This window comes from Janthinobacterium sp. BJB426, assembly GCF_002735705.1.
Lineage (GTDB): Bacteria > Pseudomonadota > Gammaproteobacteria > Burkholderiales > Burkholderiaceae_D > Janthinobacterium.
Window position 1 is genome coordinate 499610 of sequence record NZ_PDZL01000003.1, and the last position, 20906, is coordinate 520515.

A 20906-nucleotide genomic window follows, 5' to 3' on the forward strand; every position below is an offset into this window, starting at 1 on the left:
CATCACATGGCAGAACAGGCAAAACTTCCCCTCGGCAAACTGCTGATCCAGAAAGGCGTGATCAGCGAAGACCAGCTGCGCATCGCCCTGATCGAGCAACGGCGCAGCAGCGAACCGCTGGGCAAGCTCTTGATCACCCTGGGTTTTGTGACGGAAGCCACCGTGCGCGAGGCGCTCAGCGAAAACCTGAAACAGGTCAGCGCGGATCTGTCGAGCCTGGTGGTCGACGCCATTGCATTAAAACTGATCCCGAAAGACGTGGCCAAGCGCTATCGCGTCTTCCCTATCGTCTATGAACGGCAGGCGGACAATCTGATCCTGGCCATGGCCGACACCAGCAACATCGTTGCGCTCGATCAAATCAGCGCCATGCTGGTCAAGGGCATCACGATTTCCACCGTGCTCGTCAATGAATCGGATATTTCGCGCGCCATCGACCAGTACTATGGTTTTGAACTGTCGATCGACGGCATCCTGCACGAAATCGAAACGGGCGAAGTCAGCTATCAAAGCATGGCCTCGCCGTCGGACGAGTACAGCCAGCCCATGGTGCGCCTGATCGATGCGCTGCTGGCCGATGCCGTGCAGAACGGCGCCTCGGACATCCATTTCGAGCCGGAACAGTCGTTCCTGCGCATCCGCTACCGCATCGACGGCATCCTGCGGCAAATCCGCAGCCTGCACAAATCGTACTGGCCAGCCATGGCCGTGCGCCTGAAGGTGATGTCGAACATGAATATCGCCGAGGCGCGCGCGCCGCAGGATGGGCGCATCAGCATCAAGTTTTCCGGGCGGCAAATCGACTTCCGCGCCTCGGCGCAGCCCACCACGCATGGCGAAAACGTCGTGCTGCGCGTGCTGGACCGGCAAAAGGGCATCGTCCCGCTCGATTCCCTGGGCCTGGCCGAAGCGGAGCTGAACTTGTTGAAACTCATGATCGCGCGCCCCGACGGCGTGATCCTCGTGACGGGCCCGACGGGCAGCGGCAAGACCACCACCCTGTATTCGATACTCAACCATATCAATACGGAAAGCGTCAACATCATGACCCTGGAAGATCCGGTCGAGTATCCGATGAACATGATACGCCAGACTTCCGTCAACGAATCCGTCAAGCTGGGCTTTGCCGACGGCATCCGCTCGATGATGCGGCAAGACCCGGACATCATTTTAGTTGGCGAGATCCGTGACCGCGAAACGGCGGAAATGGCCTTTGCCGCCGCCATGACGGGCCACCAGGTGTATTCCACCCTGCATACGAGCTCGGCCATCGGTTCCGTGGCGCGCCTGCTCGACATCGGCATCTTGCCCGACATCATGGCCGGCAACATCATCGGCATCGTGGCGCAGCGCCTGGTGCGCCGTTTGTGTCCGCACTGCAAGGAAACAGTGGTCGCCGATACCATCGAACGCCGCCTGCTGGGCCTGGTCCCGGACGAGGCGCCCGTGTCCATCTGCCGCGCCGTCGGCTGCGAGCGCTGCGCGCACCAGGGTTACAAGGGCCGCCTGGCCATCATGGAAATCCTCAAGATGACGGCCGAACTCGATGAATTGACGGCGCGCCGCGCCAGCAGCCGCGAATTGCAGAACGCGGCGCGCGCGGCCGGCTTCAAGGGCATCGTCGACGACGGCATGCGCCGCGTGCTGGAAGGCGTCACCACCCTGGAAGAAGTAGGCCGCGTGGTGGACCTGACGGAAAGGCTGGCCTGATGGCGCAATATGTCTACCGCGCCATGGATGCCGCCGGCGCCCTGATTCCCGGCAGCATGGAGGCGGCCAACGTGCCGGACCTGGAAGCGCGTTTGCACCGCATGCAGCTCGACTTGATCGACTGCAAGATCACGGGCCAGTATCTGGTGCTGCTGGGCAAGCGCATCATCCACCGCCGCGACCTGATCAATTTCTGCTTTCACATGGAGCAATTGACGGGGGCCGGCGTGCCCATCCTGGAAGGCTTGAATGACTTGCGCGAAAGCACGGACCATCCGCGCCTGCGCGAAGTCGTCACGGACCTGATCGAAAGCATCGAGGGCGGCCTGCCCCTGTCGGGCGCGCTGGCCCAGCATGGCGACATCTTCGACGCCACGTTTACCAGCCTGATCCTGGCGGGAGAACAAAGCGGCAGGATCGCCGAGGTGTTCAAGAACCTGTCGGAAAGCCTGAAATGGCAGGACGAGCTGGCCTCGCAGACGCGCAAGATCATCATGTACCCCGTCGTCGTCGCCATCGTCGTGGCGGCCGTGACGTTTTTCCTGATGATTTATCTCGTGCCCCAGCTGACGGCCTTCATCCGCAACATGGGCGGCGAGCTGCCGCTGCACACGCGCGTGCTCATTGCCGTATCGAACGTGTTCATCGACTACTGGTATCTGCTGCTGGCTTTGCCCGTGCTGCTGTTTTTCGGCCTGCGCGCCCTGATCCGCCGCAACGAAGGCGCCCGCTATGCCTGGGATGGCTTGAAACTGCGGCTGTGGCTGGTCGGCCCCGTGCTGCACAAGATCATCCTGGCCCGCTTCGCCACGTTTTTTGCCCTGATGTATGCCTCCGGCATCACGATCCTCGAATGTATCCGCCTGTCCGAAGGCATCGCCGGCAACCAGGTGGTGGCGGCCGGCCTGCGCCGCGCCGCCCAGCTGATCAGCGAAGGCTACGGCGTCACTGCCGCCTTCCAGCACACGGGCATCTTCCCGCCGCTGGTGATCCGCATGCTGAAGGTGGGCGAGGCCACGGGTTCGCTGGACACGGCCTTGCGCAATGTCAGTTACTTTTACAACCGCGAAGTGAAGGAATTGATTGAAAAAGTGCAAGCCATGATCGAGCCGGCCATGACGGTCATCCTGGGCCTGCTGCTGGGCTGGATCATGCTGTCGGTGCTGGGGCCGATCTACGACACCATCAGCACAATTAAAACCTGAGGCCGCCGTGTTCCGCAAACAATTACTCTACCTCACCAGCGACGCCCTGTGCGCCTACGACTGGGACCACGGCGTGCTGGGCCCGGGCCAGTCCTTTCCCGCCAGCGCGGCCGGGCTGGACGGCTTCGCCGCGTGGCTGGAAGACCCGCAGCAGCAAAGGCTGGGCGTGCCCGCCTACCTGCTGACGGACTTGATCGAGGAAGATTTCCAGCATCAGCTCGTGCCCCATGTGCGCGGCAAGGCGGGCCGCGCCCTGCTCGAGCGGCGCAGGCAGCAGCTGCACCGCGATACGCCCTACCGGGGCAGCGCCATGCTGGGCCGCGAAAGCACTGGCCGCCACGACGACCAGGTGCTGTTTTTCGCCCTCACCAATCCCACCTTGCTGCAGCCGTGGACCGAGGCGCTCGAACACTTGCGCGTGCCCGTGGCCGGCATCTATTCGACCAGCCTGCTCAGTATCGCGCTGGTCAAAAAGCTGTCGATCGCGCACGAACACCTGCTGCTGGTGACGCAGCAATCGGGCGGCTTGCGGCAAAGTTACTATGAAAAGGGCCAGCTGCGCTTCTCGCGCCAGACGGCCACCATCGCACTCGACGGCGTGGCCGTGAATATCGCGCTGGAAACGGAAAAGACGCGGCAATTTCTCACCAGCACGCGCATGCTGGCGCGCGGCGACCTTCTGAATACTGTCATCCTGGCGCCGGCCGCGCAGATCGCCAAGCTTGAACTGCTGTGCGACAACGGCGTCGAAGTGGCGTACCACTTCATCGACATGCAACTGGCCGGCGCACGGGTGGGCTTGCGCCAGACGCCGGCGCTGGCCGATGCATTGCTGCTGACCTTACTGGGCAAGCATCCGCCGGCCAGCCACTATCCGCCCGGCGCGCTGGCCCGCTACTACCACTTCCAGCGCGCGCGCAAGACGCTGTATGGCGCCAGCGCGCTGATCGGCGCGTCGGCCGCCCTGTGGTGCGTGATCAATCTGCTTGGCGGCATCGCCGACGGGGCCAGCACGCAGCGGCTGGCGCAGGAAACGGCGTCCTACCAGGAACGCTACCGCAGCGTCATGTCGACGCAGCCGCCGGCGCCGGCCAAGACGCAGAACATGAAAGTGGCCGTCACCCTGGGGCAGATGATCGCCAGCCAGGCGCCGGAGCCGGGCCGCCTGCTGGGCATGCTGAGCGCAGCGCTGGAGCAGGCGCCGCAAATCCAGCTGGGCCAGCTGCACTGGAACGCGGGACCGCCCCCTGCGCGCACGAGCGGCAGCCAGCAGGCGCCGCCGCAGACGGAAGGCGGTCGCCCGCTGGGCAGCAGCCTGGCCGGCATTCCTGTCGCGCCGCCGCAGGCGCTGCGCCTGGAAGCGGATGTGGCCATGCCGAACAATGACTACCGCGCCGCGCTCGCCGCCATCACGGCCTTCGCGCAAACCCTGGCGCGCCAGCCTGGCATGCAGGTGACGCTCGAGGAAACGCCGCTCGACTTGCGTCCCAGCGTGGCCCTGTCCGGCAAGAGCGCCGCGCCGGCGCCGGACAGCCAGGCCCGCTTTACCCTCTTGCTGGAGTGGCAGCCATGAGCGGCCCCGTCAAGCAGCCACCCCTGCCCGGCATGCAGCGGGCAAGCACGCCCATGCGCACCCTGCCCGCCTGGCTGGGCGAACTGCACCTGGTGCGCGGCGCCCTGCTGTGCTTTGCACTGACCTTGCTGGTCAGCATGGCGCTGCTCAGCTTGAGCGCCGCCTATCGCATGCGCGAAGCGCAACAGCTGTACCTGGCCCAGCATACGCGCGCGGCGGCGGCCACCCTGTTCAACCACGCGGAAGCGGAAAAGCAGGAAATCCGCGCCTACGAGCCGCAATTCCTGGCCCTGCGCCAGCGCGGCCTGATCGGCGAGGAAAACCGCCTGGCCTGGATCGACGCCATCCGCCGCAGCCAGGAACAGCGCAAGCTGCTGCCGATCAGCTATGACATCAGCCCGCAGCAAGGGCTGCGAGTGCCGTTGCCGATGGTGATGGGGCAATATCATCTGCGTGGCAGCCGCATGCGCCTGCAGATGGATTTGCTGCACGAGATGGATTTGCTGAACCTGTTTGACGACTTGCGCCAGGCCGGCTATTTCGCCGTGCAGGATTGCACGCTCAAGCGCCATGGCGCGGCCGGCGGCGAGGCGGCGCCCGCCCTGGGCGCCGAATGCGAGCTGCTGTGGCTGACCGTCAACAGCCTGGCCGTGCCGGGGCCGCCATGAAGTCCCTCCTCATCCCGCGCACCCTGATCCTTGGCGCGCTGCTGGCCGGCGCCGCGCTCACGGCCCAGGCACAAGCACAGCAGCTGGGGCGGTTGTTCCTGTCGCCCCAGCAGCGCGCCCAGCTCGATGCGCAGCGCTACGGGCCGCCGCCACCCGATCCGGTCATGGCCGCGCCACCGCCGCCACCGCCGCCCGCCCCGCCCGTGGAATTGAATGGCGTGGTGCAGCGCAGCAGCGGCCGCTCCACCGTCTGGCTGAACCAGGAAGCGCAGAACGAGCCGCACAACCGCCTTGCCCGTGACAAACCCGGTACCTTGACCCTGCGCCTGTCGAACGGCCAGGTGCTGCTGCTCAAACCTGGCCAGCGCTACGATCCGGCCAGCGGCACGGTGACCGAGGCGCAGGAGACGCCGCCATGACGCCACGGCCAGCTCATCGTCAAACCCGTCGCCAGCGCGGCGCCGCCCTGTTGCTGCTGGTGGCCGTGCTGGGCCTGGGCGCGGCCAGCCTGCTGATCAGCGCCTTTGGCCGCAACACGGGCGAGGCCGAACGCCAGCAGCGCACCCTGGCCACCCTGGCGCAGGCGCGCGAAGCCTTGCTGGGTTTTGCCGCCACGCAAGGCCGGCTGCCACGTCCGGCCGCCTCCGCTCTCGACGGGCGCGAACGGTCCGCCGACTGCGCCGACGATGCCGCATGCAGCGGCTTTTTGCCATGGGTGGCGCTGGGCGTGGACGGGGTGGATGCCTGGGGCAAGTTGCTGCGCTACAGCGTCACGCCGGAAATGGCGCGCGCGCCCATCGTCTCGTTTTCCGCCATCGCCAACAGAGTCGTGCTCGAGCGCGGCGCGCGCGGCGAATTCGTCTTCGTGGCGGGCCAGGAACAGTGCGACGTCAGCGTCCAGTGCCTGCCTGTCGTGCTGTTCTCGCAAGGCAAGGATCATTACGGCACGGCCGCCAGCGGCGTGATGCAGATCAATATGGCACGCGGCAATATCGACGAAGCGGCCAACGACCGCGCCAGCCGCAGTTTCATTGCCCGCCCCGCCACCGGCAATGCCGCACTGCCCGGTGGCGCCTTCGACGACATGCTGACCTGGATTACCTTGCCCACCCTGTACCAACGCATGCGCGCCGCGCGCAACCTGCCATGAGCACCCGCCATCCGCGCCGCCAGGGCGGCTTTTCCCTGATCGAGATCGCCATCGTGCTCGTCATCGTGGGCCTGATGATAGGCGGCCTGGTCACGCCCTTGACGGTGCAACTGGAACAGCGCAAGGTAGCCGAGACGCAACAAGCGCTGAATGAAGCGAAGGAAGCGCTGGCCGGTTACGCGCTGCGCTACGGCTACCTGCCCTGTCCCGCCATCTCCGCCGGCAATGGCCTGGAAGATCGGCGTGGCACGCGCTGCACGGGCGAAAAACGCGCCGGTTTCCTGCCCTGGGCCACCCTGGGACTACGCCAGGGCGACAGCTGGAACAATCTGTTCCGCTACAGCGTGACGCCGGCCTTCAGCGACAGCGGCCAGCTTTTCAGCCTGTCGACGCCGCGCGACATCAGCATCGTCACGCGCAATGGCGGCGCGCTGCTGCAGGCGACGGCCTTGAACGACATCCCCGCCATGATCATGTCGCACGGCAAGAACGGTTTCAGCGCCACCAGCGTGCAGGGGCAGCGCCAGGCTGTGCCGTTCGGCAACAATGTCGACGAGCGCAACAATGCTTCGAACGCCACCACCGTCATCAGCCGCGCCGCCAGCGGCCCGCAGCAGGCGGGCGGCGAGTTCGACGACCTCGTCGCCTGGCTGTCGCCGAACATCCTGTTCAACCGCATGGTGGCCGCGCAAAGGCTGCCGCGCTGATGTCCATGCTCTCGCCCGCCGTCACCATCGCCCGCTACACGCTGCTCGAAGCGCTGCGCAGCCGGCTGCCGTGGCTGTTCTTGCTGGCCGCCTGCGCCGCCGCCGCCCTGGCCAGCTTCCTGCAGCAACTGGCGCTGACGGAAAGCGGCGCCGTGCAGGCGGCCCTGCTGGCGGCCACCTTGCGCCTGGCCGGCGTCTTCCTGCTGGCCACGTTTGTCATCACCAGCATGGCGCGCGAAGCGGCCGACCGGGGCCTGGAACTGCTGCTGGCGCTGCCGATGCCGCGCGCCGCCTACCTGCTGGGCAAACTGCTGGGCTACGGGGCGCTGGCGGCCGTGCCCGCCGTGCTGTTCGGCCTGTTGATGGCGCTGTTCGCCACGCCCGCGCAAAGCGCGCTGTGGGCGCTGTCGCTGCTGGGAGAATTGTGGATCGTCGCCGCCTTCAGCCTGCTGTGCGCGGCCAGCCTGCAACAAGCCCTGCCGGCGCTGGCCGCCACGGGCGGTTTCTACGTGCTGGCGCGCATGCTGGGCAGCCTGCAACTGCTGGCGCACGGCCCGCAGGCGGGTGATTCCTGGCCGCAACAGGCCACGGCCGGCGCCATCGACGTGCTGGCCCTGCTCCTGCCCCGCCTGGATGCCTTTACGCGCACGGAATGGCTGCTGTATGCCACCGGCGACTGGCAGGCGCTGCTCGATGTGGCAGCGCAAACCGGCATTTATGTGGCCTTGCTGGCCAGCTGCGCATTGTGCGACTTTTACCGCAGGAACATCTGATGGCCGCCGCGCAGCGCCCCTGGACCAGCGTGCCGCGCCCCCTGTGCTGGCTGCTGGCGGCATGCTTGCTGTTGCAGCTGGGCTGGCGTCTGGCGCAGCAGCACGCTCCCGCCCAGGCACGCCCCCTGCCCGCCGCGCCGCCGGCTGGCGTGGCGCGCCTGGCCAGCCTGGGCGAGCCGCTGGCCATGGCTAAGGCCATGCTGCTGTACCTGCAATCGTTCGAAGACCAGCCCGGCGTCAGCCTGCCGTGGCGCGAGCTCGACTATGACCGCCTGGCCGGCTGGCTGGAAACGGCGCAAACGCTCGATCCGCGCAGCCAGTATGCGCTGGTGGCCGCCAGTGTAGTGTACGCTGGCGTGGCCGACCCGCAACGCGCGCGCCGCATGCTGGCCTTTGTCGCCGCCAGCTTCGCAGCCGACCCGCAGCGGCGCTGGCCCGCCATGGCGCAGGCCGTGCTGGTGGCGAAGCACCAGTTGCACGACTTGCCGCTGGCGCTCGGCTACGCGCGCGCACTGCGCCGGCTGGCGACGGGACCGCACGTACCGCCTTGGGTGCGCGAGATGGAAGCGTTCATCCTGGAAGACATGGACCAGCTCGACAGCGCCCGCCTGGTGATCGGCGGCCTGCTCGCCAGCGGCCAGATCAGCGATCCGCACGAGCTGGCTTTCCTCGCGCGACGGCTCGACGAACTTGCCAAGAAGAAAGCAAAGGCCGTCCCATGACCCGCTGCCTGAAATGCCATGCGCGCCCGGCACCAATTGCAGTAAACTGCCATCCCAAGCTGTAGCACTTTTTTCAAGGAAATCCCATGCCCCCACGCCGCCAGCACGGCTTCACGCTCGTAGAAATCGCCATCGTCCTGGTCATCATCGGCTTGCTGCTCGGCGGCGTGCTGAAGGGACAAGGCTTGATCGACAGCGCCAAGGTGAAAAACATCATCCAGCAGTCGAATGCGCTGACGGCCGCCGTCAACGCCTATCAGGACAAGTTCCGCGCCCTGCCCGGCGACGATCTCCAGGGCACGGTGCACGTGCCCAATTCGGCCGGCAACGGCAATGGCGACGGCCAGATCGGCGATGGCCAGCCGCGCGAATTCACGCTGGCGCCGCAGCACCTGGCGCTGGGCGGCTTCATCACCGGCTCGTTCAACGGCACCTCGCAATTCATGACCAGCGCCCAGGGCGGCGCCGTCTACCTGTACAACGACGAAGTGGGCGGGCGCGCCGGCAACGGCATCCGTTTCGACAACTTGCCCGAAAGCTACGCGGAACAGATAGACAGCAAACTCGACGATGGCGTGGCCAGCACGGGCAGTGTCCGGGCGAACATGCCCTATGGCAATGCCGGTGCTATCATTCCCCGCACCGCCGTCTTTTTCTGAGCCGCCAGTCACTATCAAAGGAATACCATGCCACTGCACCGCACACTCATCGTCTCCCTGGCCGCCTGCGCCTTGCTGGCCGGCAGCGCGCACGCCCAATACGTGGGCCCGACGGCCGGCCCGGCCGCGCCCAGCAGTGTCGCCGCCATCCTGAAAAATCCCGTCGACGACCAGGCCGTCGTGCTGCGCGGCCATTTGCTGCGCAAAGTCGGCAACGAGAAATACACTTTCTCCGATGGCACGGCGGAAATCCGCGTGGATATCGACGACAAGGTCTTCATGAACCGCAAGATCGACGCCAAAACCCGGGTGGAAATCCGCGGCGAAGTGGAGAAGGATTTCATGGAAAGCCCGGAAATCGATGTCGACGTGCTGACCGTGGTGCCGTAATCCGCCGTGCCATCCCGCCGCCACGGCGGGATGGGTATCACCCCTCTTCTGTATGCCTTGCGCAACCTTTTTTCCACTCCAGAAACTAGGCTTGTCAGAACAATCAATTTCGTCTAGCATCTTTTCATTCAAGGTCAGCCAGCGCCAGCGTGAGCCTGCCTGTCGACTCATCCATTCTGGGAGCTTTCCGGGTGCAAGATTTGCCTTCGATACGCTCAAGAATTTCATGGCTGGTGCTCGCCTGGGTCATTCCGACGGCGCTCGTGTTTCTCCTGCTCGTGGCGCAAAGTTATACGCGCGAGCGCGACCATGTCGTCAGCGAAACGGCGCAGGCGGCGCGGGCGGTGGCCGCCGCCGTCGAACGCGACCTGAGCGGCGCCCAGATGGCCGCGCGCATCCTGGCCGATTCGCCCGCCCTGCAAGCCGACGACATCGGCGCCCTGCGGGCCCTGGCCGCCAGCCTGCTGCAGCCGGGCCTGGCCGTCAGCGCCTTCATCGTCTCCGACGCCAAGGGCCGCCAGCTGATCAATACAACCCTGCCCGCCAGCCAGGCGCCGCCGCCCCTGCCGCAAAAATGGGCCGCCAGCATGGAGCGCGCGCGCGACTACGGCAAGCCGCGGCTGACCAGCCTGGCCAAGGCGCCCGACAGCCTGCCGCAGCTGGCCCTGAATCTGCCCTTGCCGCGCACGCAGGGAACCGCCTACGTGCTGACGGCCCTGTATCCGCCCGACTACCTGTCCGTGCTGCTGCGCGAGCTGCACCTGCCAGCCTACCTGGGCGCGGCCATCATCAATGCCGATGGCATCAACGTGGCGCGCACCCTGGCGCCGCAGCGCTATGTAGGCCAGCGCAGCGCGGCGCCCCTGCTGGAACAGATACGCCAGGCGCGCGAAGGCGTGCTGCGCCATGCCACCCTGGAAGGCATCGACGTGTATACGGGCTTTCGCCGCGCCCCGGACGCCGCCTGGACGGTGGCCGTCACCATGCGCACCAGCACGGTGGCCGAAGCACTGCTGCGCTCGGTAGTCACGGGATCCCTCATCCTGGCGCTGCTGCTGGCCGCCGGCTTTGCCCTGGCCTGGCGCGTGGGCGGACGCCTGGCCAGCACCCTGCAGGAACTGACGCAGCAGATTCATGCGCTGGCGCAAGGCAAACCCTTGCTCTCGAATAAGCATGCTGACCGCGAATCAGCCGAGATGGCCGGTGCCCTGGGCGCGCTGGAACGCGACCTGCGGCGCCACCGCACGCAGCTTGAAAGCCTGGTGGCCGAACGCACGCTGGCCCTGGAAAAATCCACGCGCCTGCTGGAAACCGTGTACGCGACGGCGCCGATCGGCATGCTATTCGTGGACCTGGACTTGCGCATCGTCATGATCAACCACTACCTGGCCACCATCAACGGGGCCAGCGTGGCGCAGCACCTGGGCCGTCCCGTGGGCGCCATGCTGTTCGACGACGCCGTGCGGGCCGAGGTGGAACGCTGCGTGCGCCAGGTGCTCGGGACGGGACAGCCCATCGTCGACATCGAATTGCAAGGCCATAGCGGCCAGCAGCGCGAACAACTGAGTCACTGGATCGTCTCCTACCACCCGATTTTTGGCCCGGAACAGCAGTTGCTGGGCGTATCGGGCTTGTGGCTGGACATTAGCGAGCGCAAGCGCAGCGAAGCGGAATTTCGCCGTTCGAAACACCTGTTTGGCACCATCATCGAAAACATCCCGGCCATGGTCTTCGTCAAGCGCGCCGACAAGCTGAGCTTTGAAATGGTCAACCGCCACGCGGAACTGACCCTGGGACGCTCGCGCGAGCAATTGCTGGGCAAGACGGACCACGATTTCTTCCCGCCGCAGCAGGCGTCCGCCTTCGTCAGCGCCGACCGCAAGCTGCTGGCTACGGGGCAGATGGTGGAAATCGAGCAGGAAGCGATCAATACGGCGGACGGCACCACGCGCCACTTCACCACGCGCAAGGTGGTCTTGCGCGACGATGCGGGACGCGCCAGCCATGTGCTGGGGGTCTCGATCGACATCACGGAACGCAAGCGCGCCACCGAGGTGCTGCACGCCACCACCTGGCGCCTGGAACAGAACGAGCGTTTCATCCGCACCGTCACCGACAACCTGCCCGGCATGGTGTCGTACTGGGGCGCCGATTTGCGTTGCCGCTTCGCAAATAAATTCTATAACGAATGGTTTGGCCGCAGCAGCGCCGAACTGGCCGGCATCCACATGAGCGAATTGCTGGGACAGGAACTGTTCGACGTGTATGCGCCCCACGTCGAGGGGGTGCTGGCAGGCCGGCCGCAAAGCTTCGAGCGTGACCTGCTCGATCCCGGCGGCCAGGTGTGCCACACGTGGACCAACTACATCCCCGATTTCGACGACAGCGGCGGCGTGCGCGGCTTCTTCGTGCTGGCCTCGGACGTTTCCGAACTCAAGCGCACGGAATTGCGCCTGCATGAACTCAACGAGCAGATGGTGCGCGCGCGCGACAAGGCCGAGGCGGCCAGCGTCGCGAAAAGCGAATTCGTCGCCAACATGAGCCATGAAATCCGCACGCCGATGAACGCCATCATCGGCCTGGCGCGCCTGCTGGAAGAGTCGCCGCTGGAACGGCGCGAGCGCAGCTATGTCGGCAAGATCCAGATGGCGACGCAGTCGCTGCTCAATATCGTCAACGACGTGCTCGATTTTTCCAAGATCGAGGCGGGGCAGATGGTGCTGGAACAGCGCCGCTTCCAGCTCGAACGCATGCTCGAAAGCGTGGGTGTGTTGCTGGCCAGCAGCGCCTGGGCGCGCGGCGTGGAGCCCGTGTTCGTGCTCGCCCCCGGCGTGCCGGACGAACTGGTCGGAGACGCCCTGCGCGTGGAACAGATCCTCATCAACCTGGTGGGCAACGCCGTCAAATTCACCTCGCATGGCGAAGTGGTGCTGTCCATCGACAAGGTGGCCGAAGATGCGACCAGCGCCACCCTCGAGTTTTCCGTGCGCGACACGGGCATCGGCATCGGCGCGGCCGAGCAGGAACGCATCTTCGACGCGTTTTCCCAGGGCGACAGCGGCACCAGCCGCAAATACGGCGGCACGGGACTGGGGCTGGCCATCTGCCGGCGCATGGTGGAATTGATGGGCGGCACCCTCAGCGTGAAAAGCACGCTGGGCCAGGGCTCCGACTTCCGCTTCAGCTGCCGCTTCGAGAAGGTGGCGCCGCCGCCCGAGCCGTCCGCCAAGGGCGCGCCCAGGGTGCTGTCACTGCTGATCATCGACGACAACGCCAGCGTGCGCGCCATGCTGGAAGACTGGTGCGCGGCGCAGGGCTGGCACAGCCGCAGCGCCGACAGCGGAGCGGCCGGCCTGGCCCTGCTGCGCGCCCAGGCCAGCGGCGGGCCGGCGGCCGATCTTGTGCTGCTCGACGCGGCCATGCCGGGCATGGATGGCATTTCCATGCTCACCGAGGCGCGCGCCGACGCGCTCCTGGCGCTGCCGCCCGTGATCATGCTGGTGGCCGACCAGGACAGCGAAAACCTCGAACGCCTGGCCGACAGCCTGATGCTGGCCGGCATCGTTTCGAAACCGGCCACCCCGGCACGCCTGCTGGCAGCCGTGACGGCCGTGCGCGAAGGCCGCAGCAGTCCGTCCGCGCTGCCCGTGTCCACGCCCTTGTCGGGTTTGCTCACCGGCATGCGCGTGCTGCTGGTGGAAGACAATGAAATCAACCAGGAAGTGGCGCAGTACATCCTGCTGCACTCGGGCGCGCGCGTGACCGTGGCCGCCAACGGCCGGCTGGCCGTCGACTTGCTCACCGGCACGCCACACGCCTGGGACGTGGTGCTGATGGATTTGCAGATGCCCGTCATGAACGGCTACGACGCCACCCTGGCCATCCGCGCCCTGGGCTTGCCGGACTTGCCCATCATCGCCATGACGGCCAATGCCATGGATGAAGACCGCCTGCGCGCCATCGCCAGCGGCATGAATGCGCACGTGGCCAAGCCCATCGACGTCGACGAGATGATCCAGACCCTGACCCGGCTGGTGCGCGCGCCCCTGGCCAGCGGCGACGGCGCCGTCGAGGCAGCCGATGCCGTCACGCAGGCGCTGGACTTGCCGGCCACGGTGCCCGGCATCGACCTGGCGGCGGCCCTGCACCGCTTCGGCGGCGACTACGGCGCCTTCCTGGCCCTGCTCAAGCGCTTTGAGAATTCGCAAGGCGACGCCGTCGAGGAAACACGGCGCCTGCTGGCCACCGGCCACGCGCAGCAGGCGGCGCAGTTGCTGCACCGCGTGTGCGGCGTGGCAGCCAACTTGGGCGCCACGCATATCGCCAGTCTGGCCGCCGAGACGGAGAAAACGCTGAAAACGGGGCAATCGCACGGCACGGCCGCCTTGCTGGGCCGCCTGGAACACGCGATGGCCGAAGTCATCGAAGCGGCCCGCACCCTGCCCTCGCCCCTGCGGCGCAACCAGCCGGCAGCGGCCGCACCCGGCAGCGTACCGCTCGACCTGCACGCCGGCCTGGCCGAGCTGCTCGTCATGATCCGCAACAACAACCTGAAAGCGCTGGCGCAATTTCACGCCCTGCACCCCGCCATACAACAGTCAGACCGGGAAGCGGCCCTGGCGATGGCACATGCGATTGAAACGCTGAATTTTGCCGAGGCGGAAAAACTCGTGCTCGATCAGCTGAAACGAGAGGAAAACAAGTGAGCTGGACCAACCTTGCCATGAACGGGCGCATCCTCATCGTCGATGACGCCATGGAAAACATCCAGATCCTGCACCAGTTGCTGCGAGAGGAACACGACGTGCTGTTCGCCCTGAGCGGTGACAAGGCGCTGGAAATTGCGCATAATCAACTGCCGGACCTGATCCTGCTCGACGCCGTCATGCCCGGCATGGATGGCTATGCCGTTTGCAGCGCGCTGCGCGAATCGGCCATCCTCAGCGCCATTCCCGTCATCTTCGTCACGGCCCTGAACCAGCCCGAAGACGAGACGCGGGCGCTGGAAGCGGGCGCCGTCGATTTCATCACCAAACCGTTCAACGCGGCCGTCGTGCGCGCCCGCGTGCGCAGCCAGCTGACCATCAAGCGGCAGGCCGACGCCATGCGCGAACTGTCGCTGACGGATTCGCTGACGGGCGTGGCCAACCGGCGCAGCTTCAATGACACGATGGACAGCGAATGGCGGCGCTGCGCGCGCGACGGCGTGCCGATGGCCATCATCATGGCCGATATCGACCACTTCAAGGATTACAACGATACGTATGGCCACCAGGCGGGCGACCTGTGCCTGCAGCAGGTGAGCGCCGCCCTGCGCCGCTGCGCCGTGCGCCCGCCCGACCTGCTGGCGCGCTACGGCGGCGAAGAATTCATCATCCTGCTGCCACAGGAAACGCGCGACGGCGCCGAAGTGGTGGCCCAGCGCATTCTCGACGAAGTGCGCGCGCTGCACATTCCCCACGCCCGATCGGGCGTCGGCCCGCACGTCACCGTCAGCCTGGGCATGGCCAGCGTCATGCCCACGGAAGGCATGGACCCCAGCGCCCTGATCCGCGCCGCCGACGCCCTGCTGTACCGCGCCAAGCATACGGGGCGGGACAGGTATTGCGCGTCGGAGGGGGAATAGACGGCTAGCCTGTCGCTGGCGACAAGACAGACAAGACACGTCCCATCCCAGCTCGCATCAGCATCAAGCGGCTGTGCGATGCATCGGAGATGCGGCATGGATCAGGCTGGAAGGATCGTCCATCGACAAGGAAATAATAGCGTTATCGAACCGTCGACAGATCTTTAGACCACTGCTCAAAGTCTACGGTGGGCACACAATCGAGGGTTGGAAATTCAGCGGGAACCTTCAGTGCCTGGAGAAATTCCGCACTCATCTTGCCGAACAATACCGGCGCTGGCAACTTCGGCGCAACCAGCACCTTTCGTTGCTCCGGTCCGATGAACAGCACGGAAAATTTATCGGGATCGATCCTCTGGCAGTGGAACTTCGACACGAAATCCGCAGCATGGGCGGTGCGGTACAGTTTCTGTTGCCGCCCCTGCTCATCCAAATGGAAATGGATGAATAGCGCGCATAAAATACAGTTCATCATAATCGAAAGCACGAGAATGACACCGGCGGCGCGCTCATTTTCAGGCATCTCATCTGGAAAGTATGTTCCCTTCGCGATGAGAATCAGCACCACAAACGAGATACACGCCACGACGATAAAAGGCCATTCCATCCAGATAAAAAACCGCATGACGTTTGCTGCAGCCAGCGTCATCGGCAACCCTGATGGGTCGATGTGGAAAACCTTGTTGACATCATCCAGGGCGGCGACCCTGGCAAAATACGCCAATATGGCAAGCCCTACCGTCCACCAAAGCGCGGAGGATTTAAATTCCTGCAAGCCTCGTGGAAGCATCTTTTCAATCGCTGCCGCCAATGTAAACAAACCGATCAGGATCGCGACTGCTTGCACCCAAAGATACGTGTTCGCTTCAATTTTCCCGCTATCTAAAAGGCCAGCCCCGAAAAATAGCAGTAAAAGTGAAAAAAAGCCAAAACCGGCGAGGACATATCTGTGTGTTTGTGTCATCTTCAAATCTTCTATAGGATGCAGCCGGGATCGCTGGAGTGTGTATTTTGCAACCATTTGGGGCTCTGAACACCCCCGGCGGCGCAGAACAATCACCGCCAAGTGGTCATTATTACTTCAGCATTATTGCATGCACGGCAATTAAAAAATCCATAGCGCAATATTTCGCCGGCGCATGCCACGAAAAAACTCCCCCGGACTCAATAACATGCTGCTTGGCACGCTGCTGCGCTAGCGCAGCAACCAAGCGGCCCAGCGCAGCCGCAGCGGCGCCCAGCTCAAGGTCAGCGCCACCGTCAAGGCACCGAAAAACAGCAGCATGCACCAGCTGATGCTGCCGAAACCGGCGCCCTCGCGCGCCACGGCCACGCCGTACAGCAGGGCTAGGCCCGCGTAGCCGCCCAGGCGGCCCCGGCTGGCGGCATGGACGGGCATGCTGGCCGCGCTGACCGTGTGCCAGTGCCGCTCCTGCGACAGCGCCAGCAGGGCGAAACAGGCGTGGCTGCCGGCAAACAGCAGCAGCCAGACAAGCAATTCAGGCATGCGCGCCCCCTGTTCGCGGGGCTTGCCGCTGATGCTGGCGCAGGCGCAACGCCGCCCATGCCGCCAGCCCTGCCGTCAACCACAGGGCCAGGTCGAACACGGCCACGGCAGGCTGGCCGCGCAGCACGGCATGCCAGGGAAAGTCGCCCGTGCTTAACCAGTTGAGCGGCGGCGCGGCAAGGGCCAGCATGGCGATGCACCAGGCTTGCGGCAGCCATGGCGCATCGGGCCGCCGGCGCCAGAACAGGGCAACGCCGGCCCAGATGCCGCTGCCGGCCCAGGCCAGCAGGAACAGCAGCACTTCGAGCAGCGCCTTGTCCGGCAACCCGGCCGGCAGCAAGCGGTTCGCCACCAGCATGGCCAGGGTCGCGATCAGCAGCCCCGTCGTGCTGAAGCAGGCCACGGCCAGCACCAGCCGCGCGCCGCGCTGACCCGCCTTGGCATGGCGCGCCGCGCGCTTGCCGCTCCAGAGTATCAATCCCGAGGCCAGCATGACGCAACCGGCCAGCCCGGCCGCGCAATACAGCCAGCGCAAGGGCCAGTGCTCGAACAGGGCAAAGTGCATGCCCGACAGATAGCGCTGCAGCGCCGCGGCCGGCTTGAGCGGCACATATTTCAGCACCTGCCCGCTGGCGCCATCGAAATAAATCGTTTGCTCGTCCAGGCTGACCCGGTCGGCCGTGGCGCGGCTCACTTCCACATAACTGTTGCGGTTGCCCGGATGGCGCACGCGCACATAGCTGGGCTCGCCCTGCCCCCAGGCCCGGCGCGCCGTGTCGAGCATGGCGTCGATGGGGGCCATGGCCACGATGCCGGGCTCTGGCGATCGTTCTCGCTGGTACAGCGACAAGGCTTCGTTGAGGAAGCCTTGTCGGTCGCCCGGATACAGCGCGTGCATGCCTGCCGGAAAGTAAATCGAAAACAGGATCACCAGCCCCGACAGCACGATCATGAAATGGAAGGGCAAGGCCAGCACGCCGCTGACGTTATGCAGGTCCAGCGCGCTGCGCTGCAAGGCCTTGCGCGGGCGGAAGACGAAAAAATCCTTGAAAATGCGCGCGTGGATGATCACGCCCGACACCAGCGCCGCCAGCATCGCCATGCTGGCCAGGCCCACGACCCAGTAGCCGATGCCGGCAAACGACAGGTGCAGCCGGTAATGCATGGGAAAGAAGAAGGACGTGGCGCCGTAGGAGCCGGCCTCGGGCAGCAAGGTGGCGCTGCGCGGATCGATCTGGCGCGACAGCTCCTCGCCATCGAGCGCCTCGATCTGCAGCCGCGCCACGGGACTGCGCGGCCCCTGCAGGAAGACAGACCATTCCGCCAGCGCCTTGCCGTGCGCCAGCACCGCTACGGCGGGCAAGACTTGCCGCTCCACCGACACGGGGCCGGGCGCGGCGGCGATGCGCGTGTCCGGCATCATCCAGCGATCGATCTCGCGGTCGAACACGGACAGGCTGCCCATCCAGAACACGACGATCAGCACGCTGGCCATCACCACCCCGGTCCAGGTATGCACGAGCAGCATCGATTGCCGCAATTCACGTAAGGCCATGCGGCTCAACTCCATTCGAAAAAATAGGCGGCGCCGCAGTACAGCAGCCAGACACCGATCAGCAACAGCGCCACCGGCCACAATCGGCGCGCGACAAAAGCCCACAGGGCGGCACCCAGGTAGGCGAGAAAGGCCGCCATCGAGGCGATCAGCACGGCCTCGCTGCGCAGCACGCCCAGGCGGAACAGCAGCACCGCGCCGGCGCCGGCGACACTCCAGGCGAACAGATACGCGCCCGCCACGCCCAGCGCGACGCGCGCCACGGCATGCCGGCTCATGCCGGATCCCCGGGCAAGCTGGCGCGCAAGCCTTGCCACAGCACCGGCGCGTGGATGATGTCGAGGTGGCCTGTACCGGCCACCTCTTCCTCACCCAGCACCTGCGCGAAATGCGCCCGGCTGTCGAACAGCGCCACGCCGGCGGCGCGCGTGTGTTCCGCGATCCACACGCGGGCACTGGCGGAGGCCCGCTGCGGACGGTGACGGCGCAGCATCAGCGCATGGCTGGCGATGCTCCAGGCCAGGTACTCCTTGCAATGCACGGCGTCGCCGTCGAGCGGCAGCGCGCCGATGTCGCGCCCTTGCAGGTGCACGAACCACGCCCACTCGTCCTCGCTCATGCGCTCAAACAGCTGTTCCCAGCGTTCGCGCATGCCGGAACGGGGCAGCCACTGCTCGCGCAGCGCCCGTTCCCGCTGCGAATCCAGCGCCGGCGCCACGCCGCCAGCAACATCGAACTGGCCCAGCACGGGATCGATCATGCCCACCAGGCGCACGGCCACGTGGCCCTGCAACTGGCGCGCCGTCTCCTGCGCCAGCACGGCGCCCAGCGACCAGCCGGCCAGCGAGCACTCGCCGCCCGGACTGTTGGCCACGATGATGTCCGCATAGCGGGCAGCCAGCTCCGCCACGCTGATGTCGGCCCAGCGCTCGCTCCCCAGCGCATGGCTGACAAAGCCGTGCACGGGCTGGCGCGCTCCCAGCGCCTGCGCCAGCCCCTGGAATTCAAAGGCGTTCACCAGCAGGCCGGGACAGCAGAACAGCGGCGGCAAGTCACCTGTCGCGCGCAGGCTGTGCCAGCTTTCGCCCACCCGCGCACCGGCCGCGCTGGCGCCAAAGCGGGCGGCAAAGGCGGCCAGGGTGGGACTGCCGAACAGGTCGGCCAGCGACAGCGCATGCGCATCCTGCGTGTACAGGCTGCGCAGCATCTGGTTGACCTGCGTGACGCAGCGCACGGCCAGCAGCGAATGCCCGCCCAGCGCAAAGAAGTTATCCTCGCGCCCCACGCGCGACACGCCCAGCAAGACGCTCCAGATGGCCGCCAGCGCCTGTTCCAGTTCGCCCTGCGGCGCCGAGTACGCCGCGCTTTCCAGCACCGGCACCGGCAGCGCGCTGCGCTCCACCTTGCCCGCCGGGCTCAGTGGCAATCGCGCCAGGGCCACGATGGCCGCCGGCAGCATGTAGTCGGGCAGCGCCGCCGCCAGGGCCACGCGCAAAGCCTCCACCGACACCTGCGCCGGACTCACATACGCCACCAGGCGCGCGCCGGCGGCGCTGTCCTGCGCCACCGCCACCGCTTCGCGCACGCCAGGCTGCGCCAGCAGCTGCGCCTCGATCTCGCCCAGTTCCACCCGAAAACCGCGGATCTTGATCTGGTGGTCGATGCGGCCCAGGTAGTCGAGCTGCCCCGCGCGCCAGAGCACCAGGTCTCCCGTGCGGTACAGGCGCGCACCGGGCGACCCATGCGGGTCCGGCACGAAACGTTCGGCCGTCAGCGCAGGACGGCCAAGATAGCCACGCGCCAGCAAGGCGCCGCCGATGCACAGTTCACCGGCCGCGCCGGGCGGCGTCAATGCCAGGTCCGCATCCAGCACCTGCAGCGCGCGTCCCGCCAGCGGCAGGCCGATCGGCATCTGCGCCGGCGCCGCGCCGTCGAGGTAGGGCGCGCAGTCGAGCGTGGCCGCCGTCACCGCCGCTTCCGTCGGCCCATACGTATTGAGCAGGCGGATGTGGCGCATGCCCGCCTGACGCCAGGCCTGCAGCGCTTCCGGCGGCATCGCCTCGCCGCCCGCATGCACCTGGCGCAGCGCGCCGTAGTCGCGCGGGCCTTGCTGGGCAAAATCCTGCGCCAGCAGCGACCAGTAGGCCGTCGTCAAATCGGCCACGCTGATGCGGTAGCGGTGCAGCGCCTGGTAAAACGTCTCGCTGTCCCACAGCTCCGGGCCGCGCAAGACCAGCGCCGCGCCGATGCACAGGGTCGGCCAGGCCTGTTCGACGAAGCCGTCGAAGTTCAGGGTCGAAAATTGCAGCACGCGGTCCTGCGCCGTCAAGCCAAAGAAGCCGACGGACACTTGCGCATGCCGGCTTAACGCCTGATGCGCGATGCCCACGCCCTTCGGCTTGCCCGTCGAACCGGACGTGTATATCACGTAGGCCAGTTGCTGCGGCAGCGGCGCGTGGCCGGGATCGTGCTCCAGCGCGGATGGCTGTTCCACCAGTTGCACCGGCAGTCCCGCCGGCAGCGCCAGGCGCGGCAGCACGGACGCCTGCGTCAGCAGCAGCGCCATGCCGCTGTCGGCGATCATGTAGGCCAGGCGTTCGGCCGGATAGCCGGGATCGAGGGGCACGTAGGCGGCGCCCGTCTTGAGGATGGCCAGCAAGC

General features: G+C 66.2%; 18 protein-coding genes. 13 read left to right on the forward strand and 5 right to left on the reverse strand.

The genetic code is table 11. The features are described from left to right. Positions 1 to 6 precede the first annotated feature (6 nt). The 13 genes from CSQ93_RS07745 (at position 7) to CSQ93_RS07805 (ending at position 15183) form a co-directional block, all read left to right on the forward strand. A complete protein-coding gene (locus CSQ93_RS07745) occupies positions 7 to 1710 on the forward strand; it encodes a GspE/PulE family protein (protein WP_099377534.1) in 1704 nt (567 codons plus the stop codon). Continuing rightward, positions 1710 to 2915, forward strand: coding sequence for a type II secretion system F family protein (locus CSQ93_RS07750; RefSeq protein ID WP_099377535.1), 1206 nt, complete (start codon positions 1710 to 1712; stop codon positions 2913 to 2915). Before CSQ93_RS07745 ends, CSQ93_RS07750 begins: the two co-directional genes overlap by 1 nt. Before the next feature lie 7 nt (positions 2916 to 2922). Beyond that, the gene (locus tag CSQ93_RS07755) at positions 2923 to 4488 is read left to right on the forward strand and encodes a hypothetical protein (protein WP_099377536.1); all 1566 of its coding nucleotides are present in this window, start codon (positions 2923 to 2925) and stop codon (positions 4486 to 4488) included. Then, positions 4485 to 5156 (forward strand): hypothetical protein, encoded by a 672-nt coding sequence (locus CSQ93_RS07760; RefSeq protein ID WP_233516098.1) that lies wholly within the window; start codon positions 4485 to 4487, stop codon positions 5154 to 5156. The genes CSQ93_RS07755 and CSQ93_RS07760 overlap by 4 nt, the downstream gene beginning before the upstream one ends. Further along, complete coding sequence (locus CSQ93_RS07765) at positions 5153 to 5575, forward strand: hypothetical protein (protein WP_099377537.1); 423 nt, start codon at positions 5153 to 5155, stop codon at positions 5573 to 5575. The genes CSQ93_RS07760 and CSQ93_RS07765 overlap by 4 nt, the downstream gene beginning before the upstream one ends. Continuing rightward, entirely contained in the window at positions 5572 to 6306 is a 735-nt protein-coding gene (locus tag CSQ93_RS07770) for a hypothetical protein (protein ID WP_099377538.1), read from the forward strand. The genes CSQ93_RS07765 and CSQ93_RS07770 overlap by 4 nt, the downstream gene beginning before the upstream one ends. Continuing rightward, positions 6303 to 7013 carry a type II secretion system protein gene (locus CSQ93_RS07775; RefSeq protein ID WP_099377539.1) on the forward strand — a complete coding sequence of 237 codons (711 nt, stop codon included), beginning with the start codon at positions 6303 to 6305 and terminating at the stop codon, positions 7011 to 7013. The genes CSQ93_RS07770 and CSQ93_RS07775 overlap by 4 nt, the downstream gene beginning before the upstream one ends. Next, positions 7013 to 7786 (forward strand): ABC transporter permease subunit, encoded by a 774-nt coding sequence (locus CSQ93_RS07780; protein WP_099377540.1) that lies wholly within the window; start codon positions 7013 to 7015, stop codon positions 7784 to 7786. Before CSQ93_RS07775 ends, CSQ93_RS07780 begins: the two co-directional genes overlap by 1 nt. Beyond that, on the forward strand, positions 7786 to 8508 hold the full coding sequence (locus CSQ93_RS07785; RefSeq protein ID WP_099377541.1) for a hypothetical protein: 723 nt from the start codon (positions 7786 to 7788) through the stop codon (positions 8506 to 8508). Before CSQ93_RS07780 ends, CSQ93_RS07785 begins: the two co-directional genes overlap by 1 nt. Positions 8509 to 8594: 86 nt before the next feature. After that, positions 8595 to 9167, forward strand: coding sequence for a prepilin-type N-terminal cleavage/methylation domain-containing protein (locus CSQ93_RS07790; protein ID WP_077405876.1), 573 nt, complete (start codon positions 8595 to 8597; stop codon positions 9165 to 9167). A 27-nt stretch (positions 9168 to 9194) separates the two neighbouring features. Next, positions 9195 to 9557 (forward strand): NirD/YgiW/YdeI family stress tolerance protein, encoded by a 363-nt coding sequence (locus CSQ93_RS07795; RefSeq protein WP_099377542.1) that lies wholly within the window; start codon positions 9195 to 9197, stop codon positions 9555 to 9557. 233 nt (positions 9558 to 9790) lie between these two features. Continuing rightward, positions 9791 to 14263 (forward strand): PAS domain-containing protein, encoded by a 4473-nt coding sequence (locus CSQ93_RS07800; protein WP_099377543.1) that lies wholly within the window; start codon positions 9791 to 9793, stop codon positions 14261 to 14263. After that, positions 14260 to 15183 (forward strand): diguanylate cyclase domain-containing protein, encoded by a 924-nt coding sequence (locus CSQ93_RS07805; protein ID WP_099377544.1) that lies wholly within the window; start codon positions 14260 to 14262, stop codon positions 15181 to 15183. Before CSQ93_RS07800 ends, CSQ93_RS07805 begins: the two co-directional genes overlap by 4 nt. Before the next feature lie 142 nt (positions 15184 to 15325). Here CSQ93_RS07805 and CSQ93_RS07810 read toward each other — a convergent pair whose 3' ends face one another. The 5 genes from CSQ93_RS07810 to CSQ93_RS07830 all read right to left on the reverse strand — a co-directional run. After that, positions 15326 to 16147: a hypothetical protein gene (locus CSQ93_RS07810; RefSeq protein WP_099377545.1), complete on the reverse strand. Its 822-nt coding sequence runs from the start codon at positions 16145 to 16147 to the stop codon at positions 15326 to 15328. 231 nt (positions 16148 to 16378) lie between these two features. Further along, positions 16379 to 16690, reverse strand: a complete 312-nt coding sequence (locus tag CSQ93_RS07815) for a DUF3325 domain-containing protein (protein WP_099377546.1) — start codon at positions 16688 to 16690, stop codon at positions 16379 to 16381. Further along, on the reverse strand, positions 16683 to 18245 hold the full coding sequence (locus tag CSQ93_RS07820) for a PepSY-associated TM helix domain-containing protein (protein WP_099377547.1): 1563 nt from the start codon (positions 18243 to 18245) through the stop codon (positions 16683 to 16685). The genes CSQ93_RS07815 and CSQ93_RS07820 overlap by 8 nt, the downstream gene beginning before the upstream one ends. 5 nt (positions 18246 to 18250) lie before the next feature. After that, on the reverse strand, positions 18251 to 18523 hold the full coding sequence (locus CSQ93_RS07825; protein ID WP_099377548.1) for an iron uptake protein: 273 nt from the start codon (positions 18521 to 18523) through the stop codon (positions 18251 to 18253). Beyond that, positions 18520 to 20906, reverse strand: a 2387-nt coding sequence (locus CSQ93_RS07830; protein WP_158301169.1) for an amino acid adenylation domain-containing protein, incomplete at its 5' end; no start/stop codon positions are given. The genes CSQ93_RS07830 and CSQ93_RS07825, both read right to left, overlap by 4 nt.

Bases quoted from the DNA above. Each gene is read 5' to 3' on its own strand.
- CSQ93_RS07785 (WP_099377541.1), top strand. From the start codon at position 7,786: ATGGCCGCCGCGCAGCGCCCCTGGACCAGCGTGCCGCGCCCCCTGTGC.
- CSQ93_RS07825 (WP_099377548.1), bottom strand. From the start codon at position 18,523: ATGAGCCGGCATGCCGTGGCGCGCGTCGCGCTGGGCGTGGCGGGCGCG.
- CSQ93_RS07790 (WP_077405876.1), top strand. From the start codon at position 8,595: ATGCCCCCACGCCGCCAGCACGGCTTCACGCTCGTAGAAATCGCCATC.
- CSQ93_RS07810 (WP_099377545.1), bottom strand. From the start codon at position 16,147: ATGACACAAACACACAGATATGTCCTCGCCGGTTTTGGCTTTTTTTCA.
- CSQ93_RS07775 (WP_099377539.1), top strand. From the start codon at position 6,303: ATGAGCACCCGCCATCCGCGCCGCCAGGGCGGCTTTTCCCTGATCGAG.
- CSQ93_RS07765 (WP_099377537.1), top strand. From the start codon at position 5,153: ATGAAGTCCCTCCTCATCCCGCGCACCCTGATCCTTGGCGCGCTGCTG.
- CSQ93_RS07760 (WP_233516098.1), top strand. From the start codon at position 4,485: ATGAGCGGCCCCGTCAAGCAGCCACCCCTGCCCGGCATGCAGCGGGCA.
- CSQ93_RS07745 (WP_099377534.1), top strand. From the start codon at position 7: ATGGCAGAACAGGCAAAACTTCCCCTCGGCAAACTGCTGATCCAGAAA.
- CSQ93_RS07795 (WP_099377542.1), top strand. From the start codon at position 9,195: ATGCCACTGCACCGCACACTCATCGTCTCCCTGGCCGCCTGCGCCTTG.
- CSQ93_RS07815 (WP_099377546.1), bottom strand. From the start codon at position 16,690: ATGCCTGAATTGCTTGTCTGGCTGCTGCTGTTTGCCGGCAGCCACGCC.
- CSQ93_RS07750 (WP_099377535.1), top strand. From the start codon at position 1,710: ATGGCGCAATATGTCTACCGCGCCATGGATGCCGCCGGCGCCCTGATT.
- CSQ93_RS07770 (WP_099377538.1), top strand. From the start codon at position 5,572: ATGACGCCACGGCCAGCTCATCGTCAAACCCGTCGCCAGCGCGGCGCC.
- CSQ93_RS07820 (WP_099377547.1), bottom strand. From the start codon at position 18,245: ATGGCCTTACGTGAATTGCGGCAATCGATGCTGCTCGTGCATACCTGG.
- CSQ93_RS07780 (WP_099377540.1), top strand. From the start codon at position 7,013: ATGTCCATGCTCTCGCCCGCCGTCACCATCGCCCGCTACACGCTGCTC.